The 12719-nt window shown below is 70.5% G+C and carries 14 protein-coding genes; 6 read left to right on the top strand and 8 right to left on the bottom strand.

Going from position 1 to position 12719, the window contains the following annotated elements:
- Positions 1–5: 5 nt before the first annotated feature.
- Complete coding sequence (locus tag CP976_RS36640) at positions 6–1007, top strand: proline racemase family protein (RefSeq protein WP_150484183.1); 1002 nt, start codon at positions 6–8, stop codon at positions 1005–1007.
- A 38-nt stretch (positions 1008–1045) separates the two neighbouring features.
- Positions 1046–1792, top strand: coding sequence for a GntR family transcriptional regulator (locus tag CP976_RS36645; protein WP_229875652.1), 747 nt, complete (start codon positions 1046–1048; stop codon positions 1790–1792).
- Here CP976_RS36645 and CP976_RS36650 read toward each other — a convergent pair.
- The 4 genes from CP976_RS36650 to CP976_RS36665 are packed head-to-tail and all read right to left on the bottom strand — an operon-like array spanning position 1789 to position 5126.
- Positions 1789–2568: an ABC transporter ATP-binding protein gene (locus CP976_RS36650; protein WP_150484184.1), complete on the bottom strand. Its 780-nt coding sequence runs from the start codon at positions 2566–2568 to the stop codon at positions 1789–1791. The two genes, CP976_RS36645 and CP976_RS36650, sit on opposite strands and share 4 nt — an antisense overlap.
- A gap of 20 nt (positions 2569–2588) precedes the next feature.
- Complete coding sequence (locus CP976_RS36655) at positions 2589–3368, bottom strand: ABC transporter permease (protein WP_150484185.1); 780 nt, start codon at positions 3366–3368, stop codon at positions 2589–2591.
- Positions 3365–4138, bottom strand: a complete 774-nt coding sequence (locus CP976_RS36660) for an ABC transporter permease (protein ID WP_150484186.1) — start codon at positions 4136–4138, stop codon at positions 3365–3367. Before CP976_RS36660 ends, CP976_RS36655 begins: the two co-directional genes overlap by 4 nt.
- Positions 4139–4151: 13 nt before the next feature.
- A complete protein-coding gene (locus CP976_RS36665) occupies positions 4152–5126 on the bottom strand; it encodes an ABC transporter substrate-binding protein (protein ID WP_150484187.1) in 975 nt (324 codons plus the stop codon).
- A gap of 192 nt (positions 5127–5318) precedes the next feature.
- Between CP976_RS36665 and CP976_RS36670 the strand changes: the two genes are divergently transcribed.
- Complete coding sequence (locus CP976_RS36670; RefSeq protein ID WP_150484188.1) at positions 5319–6170, top strand: IclR family transcriptional regulator domain-containing protein; 852 nt, start codon at positions 5319–5321, stop codon at positions 6168–6170.
- Here the strand turns inward: CP976_RS36670 and CP976_RS36675 are convergent.
- From CP976_RS36675 to CP976_RS36685, 3 genes are read right to left on the bottom strand one after another with little or no spacing between them, the layout of a single operon-like run.
- Positions 6085–7020: a PDR/VanB family oxidoreductase gene (locus tag CP976_RS36675; protein WP_150484189.1), complete on the bottom strand. Its 936-nt coding sequence runs from the start codon at positions 7018–7020 to the stop codon at positions 6085–6087. The genes CP976_RS36670 and CP976_RS36675 overlap by 86 nt on opposite strands.
- Entirely contained in the window at positions 7017–7196 is a 180-nt protein-coding gene (locus tag CP976_RS36680; protein WP_059416872.1) for a hypothetical protein, read from the bottom strand. Before CP976_RS36680 ends, CP976_RS36675 begins: the two co-directional genes overlap by 4 nt.
- Positions 7193–8263 (bottom strand): aromatic ring-hydroxylating dioxygenase subunit alpha, encoded by a 1071-nt coding sequence (locus tag CP976_RS36685; RefSeq protein WP_190146905.1) that lies wholly within the window; start codon positions 8261–8263, stop codon positions 7193–7195. Before CP976_RS36685 ends, CP976_RS36680 begins: the two co-directional genes overlap by 4 nt.
- Before the next feature lie 192 nt (positions 8264–8455).
- Between CP976_RS36685 and CP976_RS36690 the strand changes: the two genes are divergently transcribed.
- The 3 genes from CP976_RS36690 (at position 8456) to CP976_RS36700 (ending at position 11423) form a co-directional block, all read left to right on the top strand.
- Positions 8456–9691: a PP2C family protein-serine/threonine phosphatase gene (locus tag CP976_RS36690; protein WP_150484190.1), complete on the top strand. Its 1236-nt coding sequence runs from the start codon at positions 8456–8458 to the stop codon at positions 9689–9691.
- 95 nt (positions 9692–9786) lie between these two features.
- Entirely contained in the window at positions 9787–10215 is a 429-nt protein-coding gene (locus CP976_RS44725; RefSeq protein ID WP_150484191.1) for a peptidoglycan-binding protein, read from the top strand.
- Positions 10216–10334: 119 nt separating this feature from the next.
- Positions 10335–11423 carry a hypothetical protein gene (locus tag CP976_RS36700; protein ID WP_229875654.1) on the top strand — a complete coding sequence of 363 codons (1089 nt, stop codon included), beginning with the start codon at positions 10335–10337 and terminating at the stop codon, positions 11421–11423.
- A 12-nt stretch (positions 11424–11435) separates the two neighbouring features.
- Here CP976_RS36700 and CP976_RS36705 read toward each other — a convergent pair whose 3' ends face one another.
- Complete coding sequence (locus tag CP976_RS36705) at positions 11436–12719, bottom strand: MFS transporter (RefSeq protein ID WP_229875655.1); 1284 nt, start codon at positions 12717–12719, stop codon at positions 11436–11438.

Raw genomic sequence — 12719 nt, forward strand, 5'->3', positions numbered from 1 at the left:
GAATCATGCGCAGCAGACTCGTCCTGCACGCCGTCGACTCGCACACCGAGGGCATGCCGACCCGCGTCATCACCGGCGGCATCGGCACCATCCCCGGCGCCACCATGAACGAGCGGCGGCTGCACTTCCGCGAACACCGCGACGACATCAAGCAGTTGCTGATGAACGAACCGCGCGGTCACGCCGCCATGAGCGGCGCGATCCTCCAGCCGCCGACCCGGCCCGACTGCGACTGGGGCGTCGTCTACATCGAGGTCTCCGGCTATCTGCCGATGTGCGGGCACGGCACGATCGGCGTGGCGGCCGTGCTCGTCGAGACCGGCATGGTCGAGGTCGTCGAGCCGGTCACCACCATCCGGCTCGACACCCCGGCGGGACCGGTCGTCGCCGAGGTGGCCGTGGCGGACGGGGCCGCCAAGTCGGTCACCCTGCGGAACGTGCCCTCCTTCGCCGTCGGCCTCGACCGCAAGGCCACCCTCGCCGACGGCCGGACCGTGACGTACGACCTCGCCTTCGGCGGCAACTTCTACGCCATCCTGCCGCTGGAGCGGTTCGGCCTGCCCTTCGACCGGTCCCGCAAGGACGACATCCTCCGGGCCGGGCTGTCCCTCATGGCCGCCGTCAACGCCGAGGACCCGCCCGTCCACCCCGAGGACCCGTCCATCCACGGCCTCCACCACGTCTACCTGGCCGCCCCCGGCTCGACCGCCCGCCACTCGCGGCACGCCATGGCCATCCACCCCGGCTGGTTCGACCGCTCGCCGTGCGGCACGGGCACCAGCGCGCGCATGGCACAGTTGCACGCGCGCGGCGAACTCCCGCTGCACACCGAGTTCGTGAACGAGTCCTTCATCGGCACCCGGTTCACCGGCAGACTGCTCGGCACCACCGAGGTGGCCGGCCGCCCGGCCGTGCTGCCCAGCTTCACCGGACGCGCCTGGATCACCGGCACCGCCCAGTACCTGCTGGACCCCGAGGACCCGTTCCCGGCCGGGTTCGTCCTGTAAGCCGCACGCGTCCGACCACGAGAGGAACCCCGACCGTCATGGCCCCGCAGCACACCCCCGCCCTGCCCGTGCTGGGCAGCAGGAAACCCAGCCACCGGGAGCGGGTCGCGGACGCGCTGCGGGCCGCCCTGATCGCGGGCGAGCTGCTCCCCGGAGAGGTCTACTCGGCCCCCGGCCTCGCCGCCCGCTTCGGCGTCTCCGCCACCCCGGTGCGCGAGGCCATGCTCGACCTCGCCAAGGAAGGCCTCGTCGACACCGTGCCCAACAAGGGCTTCCGCGTCACCGCCGTCTCCGAGAAACAGCTCGACGAGTACACCCACATCCGCGCGCTGATCGAGATCCCCACCACGGCGGGCCTCGCTGCCACGGCCGACCCGGTCGCGCTGGAGGAACTCCGGCCGGTCGCACAGGAGATAGTCACCTCCGCCGCGGCCGGCGACCTCATCGCCTACGTCGAGGCCGACCTGCGCTTCCACCTCGGCCTGCTGGCCCTCGCCGGCAACGACCACCTCGTCGACGTCGTACGGGACCTCAGACGGCGCTCGCGCCTGTACGGCCTGACCGCGCTCGCCGAGCAGGGGCGGCTGGAAGCGTCGGCGGAGGAACACCTGGAAATCCTCGACGCGCTGCTCACCCAGGACGAGGAGGCCGTCCGGGCGGTGATGACCCGTCACCTGAGCCACGTCAGGGGCCTGTGGGCGAGTGCCGCCAAGGGGCGCGGGGAACTGCGCGACCAGCCCCCACGGCCTGCAGCCTCCAGAGGGCATGTAGGACCGAGCTCTTAGGAGGCGACGACCCCCTTCTTCGCGGCCTGGATCTGCTCGTACACATGCGTACGCAGCTCGGCGAAGCGCGGATCCACCCTCGTGTGCAACTGATCCCGCTCCACCGGCAGATCGACCTTCAGCTGCTCCCGGACGACGGTGGGGGACGCGGACAGCACGATCACCCGCTCCCCGAGGTAGACGGCCTCGTCGATGTCGTGGGTGACGAACAGGATCGTGATGCCGCGCTCCCGCCACAGCCCCCGGACCAGGTCCTCCAGATCGGCCCGGGTCTGCGCGTCCACCGCCGCGAACGGCTCGTCCATCAGCAGCACGCGGGGCTCGTACGCCAGCGCCCGGGCGATGGCGACCCGCTGCTGCATACCGCCGGACAGCTGCCAGGGATACGCCCCCACGGCGTCCGCCAGCCCCACCGACTCCAGCGCGTCGCGGACCAGTTCCCGGCGCCGTGCCTTGCCCAAGTCCTTTTGCCTCAGCGGAAGTTCGACGTTCTCGCCGACCCGCATCCAGGGGAAGAGGCTGCGCCCGTACTCCTGGAAGACGAACGCCATCCCGGGCGGGGGACCGCTCACCTTGCGCCCCTCCAGGAGCACTTCACCGCCGGTCGGCGTGAGCAGCCCTCCCACGCACTTCAGCAGCGTCGTCTTGCCGCAGCCCGACGGCCCGACGAGACAGACGAGTTCTCCGGCGCCGACGGTGAAGGTGAGGTCGCGGACCGCCTCCACACGCCGCCCCGACCCCTCGTAGACCTTCTTCAGACCCCGTACGTCGAGCATGGACCGCCCTTTCGAGAGGCTCACGGCGACCGCCGGGCCGAGGCGCGCAGACCGTGGTACCAGCCGAGCACCCGCCGCTCGACCCACTGGAAGACGACCGACAGCAGGAAGCCGAGCAGACCGAGCACGAGGATGCCGGTCCACATGTCCGGGATGGCGAAGCCGCGCTGGAACTGGACGATGGTGAAGCCGAGCCCGTTGCTCGCGGCGAACATCTCGCTGATCACCATGAGGATGATGCCGATGGACAGGGCCTGGCGCAGACCCGCGAAGATCTGCGGGCTGGCCGACCGCAGCACCAGCTTCCTGAGCCGCGCCACGCCCGTGATGCCGTACGAGCGCGCCGTCTCGGCCATCACCGGGTCCACCGCCCGCACGCCCTCGACCGTGTTGAGCAGGACGGGCCACACGCAGCCGGCCGCGATCACCGTGACCTTCATCGTGTCGCCGATCCCCGCGAACAGCATGATGACCGGCACCAGCACCGGCGGCGGCACCGCCCGCAGGAACTCCAGGACCGGCTCGCACACCGCCCGCACCCGCCGGTACGACCCGATGACCGTACCGAGCGCCACCCCCACGACCGCCGCCAGCGCGTAACCGCCCGCCAGCCGCAGCACGCTGGGCAGTACGTCACCCCGCAGGCGCTCCGCCGTCCACACGTCCGGGAAGGCCTCCAGGATCGTCCGCAAGGGCGGCCAGTACACGTCCGTACTGCCGGCGGACGCCACCCACCAGACCGTGACCAGGAGGGCCGGCAGGGCGACGGCGAACACCAGCCGCAGCAGCGGACGCCTCACACCGCCACCTCCCCGCGCACCGACTGGTGCCAGGCCAGCGCCCGCCGCTCCACCGTGCGCGCGCCGACGTTGATCAGCAGACCCAGCAGCCCGGTCACCACGATCAGCGCGTACAACTCGGGCACGGCCTGCGAGGCCTGTGCCACCCCGATGCGCCTGCCCAGCCCCGGTGCCCCGATGACGAGTTCGGAGGTGATGGCGAGGATCAGCGCGACCGCCGCCGCCAGCCGGACGCCGGTCATGACGTACGGCAGCGCGGTCGGCCACAGCACGTGCCGGATCCGGGCCCAGGCACCGAGGCCGTACGACCGCGCCGTCTCGTCGGCGACGGGGTCGACGTCCTGGACGCCGTACAGGACCTGGATCAGGACCTGCCAGAACGACGCGTAGACGACGAGGAGGAGTACCGAGCGCAGTTCGGTGCCGTACAGCAGCACCGCCAGCGGGATCAGCGCGACCGACGGGATCGGGCGCAGGAACTCGATCGTCGAGGCCGTCACCGCCCGCAGATACGGCACGACGGAGATCAGCACGCCCACCACGATCCCCGCGCAGGACGCGATCGCCAGGCCCAGCGCCCAGCCGGTGAGCGTGTCGCCGAGCGCCGTCCAGAAGGCCGAGTCCGCCGTCTCGTCCGCGAGCGCTTCGGCGATACGGCTGGTGGGTGGGAAGTAGGCCTCCTCGACCAGGCCGAGCCGCGGCACCGCCTCACCCAGGGCGAGAAAGGCGGCAAGTCCGGCCGCACCGAGTGCGGCGTTCACGCCCCTCATGCGTCGGCGTCCCTCACGGCAGCAGCTTGTCCAGATCCGGCGCCGACTTGAACAGGCCGTCGTCCTCACCGAGCTTCATCAGCGCTTCGATGGAGGCGCGGTTCGGCTCCGCCGGCCACTTGGGCAGGGTCACCTTCTCCAGCACCGCCGCCGGGATCTTCGTGTACGTGGTGACGATCTGGCGGGCCTCGTCCGGGTGGGCGTCGGCGTAGGCGAGGGACTCGGCGGTGGCCTTCCGGAACTTCTCGACCACCTCCGGGTTCTGCTGGGCGTACCGGGTCGAGGTGAAGTACAGCGCGACGGTGAGGTCGGGTGCCACGTCCACCAAGGGCGAGGCGATGACGCGTCCGCCCTGGCTCTTGACGGTGGCGAGGGCGGGCTCGACCACCTGGGCGGCGTCGATCTGCCCGCTGTCGAGGGCGGCCGGCATCTGGTCGAAGGCGAGCTCGACGAACTTCACCTTGTCCGGATCGCCGCCCGCCTTGCGCACCGACGCGCGTACGGACGTCTCGTTGATGTTCTTCAGAGTGTTGATGGCGACCCGCTTGCCCTCCAGGTCCTTCGGCGACCTGATCGGACTGTCCTCGCCCACGGTGATCGCGCTGAAGTCCTCGCCCTCGACACCGGTCGAGGCGATCGCGTTCGCGACGGCCTTGATCGGCACGTTGTTGGACTGGGCGATCATCAGCGACGTCACGTTGGAGAACCCGAACTGGAACTGACCGCTGGCCACACCGGGCACGACCGCCGCGCCGCCCTGCGCGGCGGTGAACTCCAGCTTCAGGCCCTGCTTTTCGAAGAAGCCCTTCTTCTGGCCGAGATAGAGCGGTGCCACATCGACGATGGGAATGAGCCCGACCTCGACGGTGGTCACTCCGCCGGACGAGGCGCCCGCGTCCGAGGTGTCACCGCCGTCGGACGAGCCGCAGGCCGCCGCGGTGAGCAGGACGGACACGGCCGCGAGACGGGTGAAGAGACGACGACGCAAGACTCCTCCTGTGGGACCGGCAGTGGTTCTCCGACAGGTTGTGCGCAGACAGCACGCTTGTGCTCAGCGAGAACGTATGGCCGTGTCCGCTCCATGGTCAATGCCCTTGCCGGCACCGCTCGTTGACATCACGAGATCCGCACTCCTAGCGTGCGCACAGCGCACGGTCGTACGTCACGCCGGAGGCCCAGGATGTCCGCTGAAGCCCGTGCACCGCATTTCGTCCGGTCCTTCGAGCGCGGCCTCGCCGTGATCCGCGCCTTCGACGCCGAGCATCCGGCGCTGACCCTCAGCGAGGTCGCGCGGGCCTGCGAACTGACGCGCGCGGCGGCGCGCCGCTTCCTGCTCACCCTCGCCGACCTCGGCTACGTGCACACCGACGGCCGCCGCTTCCGCCTCACCCCGCGGGTGCTGGAACTCGGCTACTCCTACCTCGCCGGCTACACGCTGCCCCAGCTCGCCGAGCCCCATCTGGAGCAACTCGTCGCGCGGGTACGGGAATCGTCGTCGCTCTGCGTCCTCGACGGCGACGACATCGTGTACGTCGCCCGGGTCCCGACCCGCCGCATCATGACCGCTTCCATCACGGTCGGCACCCGGTTCCCGGCGTATGTGACCTCCGTGGGCCGGGTGATCCTCGCCCATCTGCCGGACGAGGACGTCGAAGCCAGGCTCGCCGGGGCGGAGTTGAAGCCCCTCACCACGCGCACGATCACCACCCCGGGAGCGTTGCGGACGGAGCTGCGTCGCGTCCGCCGGCAGGGCTACGCCGTCGTCGACCAGGAACTGGAGGAGGGGCTGAGGTCGGTCGCCGCCCCGGTGCGGGACCGGGACGGCGAGGTGGTCGCGGCCGTCAACATCGCCGTGCACGCCGGGCGCAACTCCGTCGATTCCGTACGCCGCGACCTGTTGCCGCATCTGCTGGCGACCGTCGCCGGGATCGAGGCCGACCTGCGGATCACAAGTCCAGCACCAGCCGCCGCCCCCGGCACCGGGACACGCAGATCATCATCGTCTCGCCGCTCTCCCGCTCCTGAGGGGTGAGCACCGAGTCCCGGTGTTCCGGGGTGCCGTCCAGGACGTCGGTCTCACAGGTCCCGCAGGTGCCCTCGGTGCAGGAGTAGAGGACCTCGACCCCGGCGTCGCGCACGGCGTCCAGCACGGACACGTCCGGCGCGACCGAGAGCGTCCTGCCGCTGCGCGCCAGCTCCACCTCGAACCCGGTGTCGCCTTCGGTCTCCTGCTCCTTCGGCCGGAACCGCTCGACGCGCAGCACCGCGGACGGGCAGCGCTCCTCGACCGCGTCCAGCAGCGGCCCCGGGCCGCAGCAGTAGACGAGCGTGCCCTCGGGTACGTCGTCCAGCACGGAGGGCAGGTCCAGCAGCCCCGTCTCGTCCTCGGGCGCGATCGTCACCCGGTCCCCGTACCGGGCGAGTTCCCCGCCGAACGCCATCGACCGGCGGCTGCGCCCGCCGTACAGCAGCGTCCACTCGGCGCCCGCCGCCTCGGCCGCGGCCAGCATCGGCAGGATCGGCGTGATGCCGATGCCGCCCGCGACGAAGCGGTAGCGGGGGGCGGGCTCCAGTCCGAAGTTGTTCCGGGGCCCGCGTACGCGGAGCTTTGCGCCCTGCCCCACCTGCGCGTGCACATGGGCCGAACCACCCCGGCCGTCCGGCTCGCGCAGCACCGCGATCCGCCAGGCCGACCGGTCCGCCGGATCACCGCACAGTGAGTACTGCCGCTCCAGCCCGGGGCCGAGCACGACGTCGATGTGGGCGCCCGGCTCCCACGCCGGGAGCGGTTCGCCGAGCGGGTGACGCAGGGTGAGGGCGAGCACGCCGTCGGCGGCGAACTCACGCCGCTCGACGACGAGTTCGGCTTCGTAGACGCTCATGAACTGTTTCCTCGCGGCTCGTCGACGTCATGCCCCTGGGGGTGGGCGAGCATCCACTCCCACATCTCCACCGGGTCCTGCGCGGTGTGCTCGCGGCCGCAGTGGCAGGTGCCGTGCAGGACGTCGGTGCCGGGCAGCCAGTCGATGCGGTAGATCTCGCCGGTCGGGCTCGTCACTGGACCTTCTCCACGGGCTTCTCGCCCTCCTCGACCAGCCGGGCGAGGATACGGCGCGCGGCCAGACCACCGGTGTCGATGTTGATGCTCAGCTCCTGGTAGCCGGTGCGCTCGGTGCCGAGGGTCTTCTGGAGCAGATTGAGGGCGGTGACGTCCTGCATCACGACCGTGTGGTTGTTGCCGCGCAGGAACTCGGTGACCTCGGCGTCGTCCGTCGCCCAGTCGCGCGAGACGGCCCAGAAGTCGTACACCTTGCCGTCGCCGGACGGTGTGATCGCGTACGTGATCTCGGTGTGGAAGCCGTTCGGGTCGCTGCCGTCCGCCTCGGGCAGCACACCGACCGGGGCGATGCGGCTGTGCAGCAGATACAGGCAGGGCGCGTGGTACTCGATGTCCTGCCAGCGGGTGATCCGGCCCTCTATGCCGGTGGACTTGGCGTAGAAGGGCGGGCACTCGGCGTCGTCCATGTGCCGGCTGACCCGGACGATGCCGGCGCCCTCGTCGACCTCCGTCGTGATCGGCGTCTCGGCGACCTCGGGAGTGCCGATGTACCCGCCGTGCAGGTACGTCTCGTGGGACAGGTCCAGGAGGTTGTCGACGAGGAGCCCGTAGTCGCAGTCGATGGGCTCCATGCCGCGCACGGTGACCCAGCCGGGGGAGTCGAGGTGCCTGGCCCGCGGGATGTCCTGCGGATCGGCGAGCGCCGGGTCACCGATCCACACCCAGATCAGCGAGTCCTGCTCGACGACCGGGTAGGAGGCGACCCGGGCCGTGCGCGGCACCCGTTTCTGCCCCGGCACGTACACGCAGGTACCGGTCGTGTCGTACGTGAACCCGTGGTACCCGCAGACGATCCGGTCGCCGTCGAGCCGCGTCGGGGCCTCGGACAGCGGGTACCGCCGGTGCACACACCGGTCGTGCAGCACGACGGGCGTGCCTTCCTCCTCGGTCCGGTAGAGCACGAGCGTCTCACCGAGAATCGTCCGTCCGAGCAACTCCCGCCCGACCTCGTGACTGTAGGCGGCGACGTACCACTGGTTCCTGGCGAAGGCGGTCATGTGAGGCATGGGGGTCGGCTCCCGTCTCTCGTGGTGGTGGCATCGTCCGGGAGGGCGCCATGGGACCGCAATGCCTCTTCCGTCCCGCGGAAGGGCTTCGGTAAAGCTGCTGATCAGGCTCGTCCGGCGGGCGCGTGCGGCGGTCGGCTCGTAGCTTGGAGATGATGCGGTCGCGCTTGTAGAGATCGGCAGGTCACCCGCGTGACGACAGCGGAGATCGATTTCGAGGAGTTGTTCGACGCCGCGCCTAACCCGTACCTGGTGCTGGACGCCGACCTGGTGGTCCGCCATGCCAACCGGGCCTATCTCCAGGTCATCGGCAGGACCCGCGGAGAACTGGCCGGGCGGTACATCCTGGAGGCGTTCCCGGACGCACCCGGCGCGCCGGCCGCGGCGCGTGAGTTCGGAGCCTCGCTCCGGCGCGTGCTGGACTCCCGCGAGCCGGACGTGGTGGCACCGCGGCGATTCGACATCCCCGTCGCGGGCCGGCCGGGAGAGGTGGAGGAGCGGTGGTGGTGCGGGATGTCCAGCCCCGTCCTGGCGTCGGACGGCACCGTGAAATGGATCATCGCGCGGGCCGACGACGTCACCGAGTTGATGCGCTCGCCCGTCATCCGGGAGTTCACCCCACCGCTGAGCAACCAGGTGACAGGGATCGCCGCCCAGGTGTACGCCCGGTCGCACGATCTGGAACAGCTGAACGAGCGGCTGCGCCAGGCGCACGCCCGCGAACGGGAGATCGCCGTCACCCTCCAGGAGGTCATGCTCCGCTCGCCCGACCTGAACAGGCACCGGGACATCGCCGTGCGCTACCTGCCGGCCAGCGGCTCACTCAACGTGTGCGGCGACTGGTACGACGTGGTCGATCTGCCGCCCGACCGCTACTCCGTCGCCGTCGGGGACGTCGTCGGCCACGGCATCGAGGCCGCCGCCGTGATGGGCATGCTGCGCAGCGCCCTGAGCGCCGCCATCCGGGCCGTTCCCAGCCCCGCCCAGGCTCTGGAGGTCCTGGGCCTGTACGCCCGGGCGGTCGACGGTGCGCTGGCCACCACTGTGGCCAAGGTGCTCATCGACCCGCGCAGCCGGCTGATCATCTACAGCAACGCCGGCCACCCACCGCCGGTCCTGCTCCGTCCGGACGGCAGTTGCCAACTGCTGGACCAGGCCACGGACCCGCCGCTCGGCGCCCGGCCGGAACATGTCCCCCGCCCCCAGGCCGGCCTGTCCTACTCCCGAGGGGACACCCTCGTGCTCTACACCGACGGCCTCATCGAACGCCGCGGTGAGGACATCGACATCGGCCTGACCCGGCTGACCGACGCTCTCGCTCAGGACGGCACCCTCCCGGTGGAGGAACTCGCCGACGGACTGCTGGCCCGCATGGGCGTCTCCGGCGGTGGCCAGGACGACATCGCCCTGGTCGTCGTCCGCCTGTGAGCCGGTTTCGGCGAAAGCCGTTTCCGCATCAAAAAGTGAAATTGAAACGGAATTCTCGACTTTCCTGATGCCGGGAATTCATTTACCGTGGGTGCATGGAAAGAACAGTAGAGTTTTACACAGTGAAACGTGGCGACACGCTCGGTAAGATCGCGGTTATGCACCGCGTGACGCTGGACCAGATTCTGGAGTGGAACCCCCAGATCACGAATCCGGATATCATCCATCCCGGACAGCGGATCCGCGTGGCTCCAGAAATGCACCATGGTGGCGACGAACCCTTTCCGGGCGCCGACTTCTTCCAGTCCTCCGTGACCAGCCCGATCATCGAGGCCATGGGCTTCCGCCTCATCGAGGAGGGCTGCTCGGCGTACGCCGACGGGCCCGACTCGCAGTGGAGCGAGGCGGACCGGAAGTCGTACTCGAATTGGCAGCACAAACTCGGATTCACGGGCCGGGACGCTGACGGCACGCCGGGCCGGAAGTCGTGGGAGAGGCTGCACGTGCCCGCCGTCTTCGAGTGACCGGCACCGTTCCGGGCCGGCCGCCGCGGACCGCATGGCGCGCACGGGCGAAAACCCGGATCGCCTATCTCGAAGCACAGCTGGAACGCGAGAGCGTCCGACCCTGCCCCGAAGACCGTATGACGCTCGTCGACGGAATGCGGAGCCATCTGGAAAAAGCCGGCTCGGCTGCCGACGAGGATTTCGGATGGCGGCGCATGTGGTCGGGGTCGGCCGCCCGTGAAGGCGTCTGGTCGAATATCCGCAGCGCGGAGGTGACGCTCCTCCAACTGGTGTCCGACGAGGAAGCCGCCGGCCGCGCCAGTGAGGTCATGGCGCTGGTCAAGGATCATCTGGCCACCGACGACCCACGACGGGTCCGTCTCGCCCGGCGGCTCCGCTCCGTCATCTCCGGCGAGATCTCCTCGAGCGACCGGGACCTCATGGTCCGGGCGCTCGACGCCGCGTACAACGCCCTGGACGACGAACTGGCCCGGGTGCGCAGCCTGCGCAACATCCTGTGGGCCGCGACGTTCCTCGTCCTGCTCGGCGTGGCGGGCCTCGCCGTCTACGGCTGGTTCTTCCCCCAGTCACTGAGCATGTGCTTCACGCCCAAAGTGAGCCCCGGGGACGCGAGCGGGATCGATGTCGTGTGCCCCACCGCGGAGTATCACGACGTGCCGGCGAACACCCCTGCCAGCGAGCGGGCCCAGTCGAGGGACATCCTCACCGTCGAGATCGCCGGGCTCGCCGGCGCGGCACTCACCGTCATCGCCTCACTGCGCCGCATCCGGGGCACCGACTCCCCCTACATGCTGCCCCTGGCGTCGGCGGTGCTGAAGTTCCCCACCGGCGCCCTCTCCGCCTTCCTCGGACTGCTGCTGATCCGGGGCGCCTTCGTCCCCGGGCTCAGTGATCTCGACAGCAGGGCGCAGGTCCTCGGCTGGGCCGCGGCCTTCGGCGCCGCCCAGCATCTCGTGACCCGACTGGTCGACGACCGTGCCCAGATGACGCTGGCGGAGGTGGGCAGGACGACCGACGCCGTGATCGACCCCGAGAGAGCCGCGGTGAGGGAGAGCAACCTGCTGGGAGAGACGACCGGGGCGTCCGGACCGCCGACCGCCTTCGAGGACGGCGCGGGACCGCACGAAGGGCCGCAGGAGAGGGTGCGCGAGGGAGCGCACCGGGACGACGAGGCGGAGGGGTCTCGTCCGCGAGCCGGGCCCTGACCGGCCGCCCGCTCACCGTTTGAGCGGGGTGTGCGCCGTCTCCGGCAGCCGCAGGTACACCAGCGACGACAGCAGGCAGAGCACCGCGACGTACCAGGGGAAGAGCCCGGCGTGGCCCATCTCCTTGAACAGCGTGCCCACGTACGGAGCCGTGCCGCCGAAGAGGGCGACCGTCAGCGAGTAGGGAAAGCCGATGCCGGCCGCGCGCACCCGCGGCGGGAAGATCTCCGCGTTCACGGCCGCGCTGATCGAGGTGAACCCGGTCAGCAGCACCATGCCGGCGCACTGCACGAGCAGCAGTACCGCGAACGAGTCGCGCAGAGCGTGCAGCAGGGGCACCGTGAGCAGGGCGAAGCCCAGGCCGAAGAAGAGGAGCAGGGGGCGGCGGCCGAAGCGGTCCGACAGGAGGCCGCCGAGGGGTTGCAGCAGGGCGAAGAAGGCCAGTGAGATCGTGCCCGCGAGCAGGGCGTCCGACTTCTCCAGCCCCGCGTTGAGTTCGGCGTACGTCGGAAGGTACGACGTCCACGTGTAGTAGGCGATGGTGCCGCCCGCCGTGATGCCGCCGATGAGGAGGGACTCGCGCGGGTGCCGGCGCAGCGCCTCGAACAGGCCGGGACGCGGGGCCTGCTGCTGCTCGGCGCTGCGGGTCTCCTGCGCGCCCTGCCGGATCCAGAAGCCGACCAGGCTCAGCACCGCCCCGAGTACGAACGGGACGCGCCAGCCCCAGCCGTTCATCTGCCCGTCGCTCAGCGTGTCCACGAGCAGCGTGGCGATGCCGGAGGCGACGAGCTGACCCACGGTCGTCGACACGTACTGGAAGCTGGAGAACAGCCCGCGCCTGCCGGGGCCCGCCGACTCCACCAGGAAGGTCGTCGAGGCCGCGAACTCGCCGCCCACGGACAGGCCTTGCAGCAGCCGCGCCAGGACGAGGATCACCGGCGCCAGCACCCCCGCCGCCGCGTACGTCGGGGTCAGCCCGACGAGCAGGCTGCTGCCGCCCATCAGCAGGATGGTGACCGTCAGCGCGGCCCGCCGCCCGTGCCGGTCCGCGACCGCCCCCATCAGCAGCCCGCCGACCGGCCGCATGAAGAAGCCCACCGCGAACACCGCGAACGTGGACAGCAGCGGCACCAGCGAGTTGTCCGCGCTCTTCGGGAAGACCTGGGCGGCGATGTAGGTGGCCAGAAACGTGTAGGCGTACCAGTCGTACCACTCCACGGCGTTGCCCACGGAGGCGGCGAGGAGCTGGCGAACGGGCCGTTTCGTCGGCGGGGAGGCCGTCTGGGTCTCTGTCAC

The organism is Streptomyces coeruleorubidus (assembly GCF_008705135.1).
GTDB lineage: Bacteria > Actinomycetota > Actinomycetes > Streptomycetales > Streptomycetaceae > Streptomyces > Streptomyces coeruleofuscus.

What these genes read in the sequence shown, in the direction of transcription:
- CP976_RS36640 (WP_150484183.1), top strand. Translation starts at nt 6, where the DNA reads ATGCGCAGCAGACTCGTCCTGCACGCCGTCGACTCGCACACCGAGGGC.
- CP976_RS36645 (WP_229875652.1), top strand. Translation starts at nt 1,046, where the DNA reads ATGGCCCCGCAGCACACCCCCGCCCTGCCCGTGCTGGGCAGCAGGAAA.
- CP976_RS36650 (WP_150484184.1), bottom strand. Translation starts at nt 2,568, where the DNA reads ATGCTCGACGTACGGGGTCTGAAGAAGGTCTACGAGGGGTCGGGGCGG.
- CP976_RS36660 (WP_150484186.1), bottom strand. Translation starts at nt 4,138, where the DNA reads ATGAGGGGCGTGAACGCCGCACTCGGTGCGGCCGGACTTGCCGCCTTT.
- CP976_RS36670 (WP_150484188.1), top strand. Translation starts at nt 5,319, where the DNA reads ATGTCCGCTGAAGCCCGTGCACCGCATTTCGTCCGGTCCTTCGAGCGC.
- CP976_RS36675 (WP_150484189.1), bottom strand. Translation starts at nt 7,020, where the DNA reads ATGAGCGTCTACGAAGCCGAACTCGTCGTCGAGCGGCGTGAGTTCGCC.
- CP976_RS36685 (WP_190146905.1), bottom strand. Translation starts at nt 8,263, where the DNA reads ATGCCTCACATGACCGCCTTCGCCAGGAACCAGTGGTACGTCGCCGCC.
- CP976_RS44725 (WP_150484191.1), top strand. Translation starts at nt 9,787, where the DNA reads ATGGAAAGAACAGTAGAGTTTTACACAGTGAAACGTGGCGACACGCTC.
- CP976_RS36700 (WP_229875654.1), top strand. Translation starts at nt 10,335, where the DNA reads ATGACGCTCGTCGACGGAATGCGGAGCCATCTGGAAAAAGCCGGCTCG.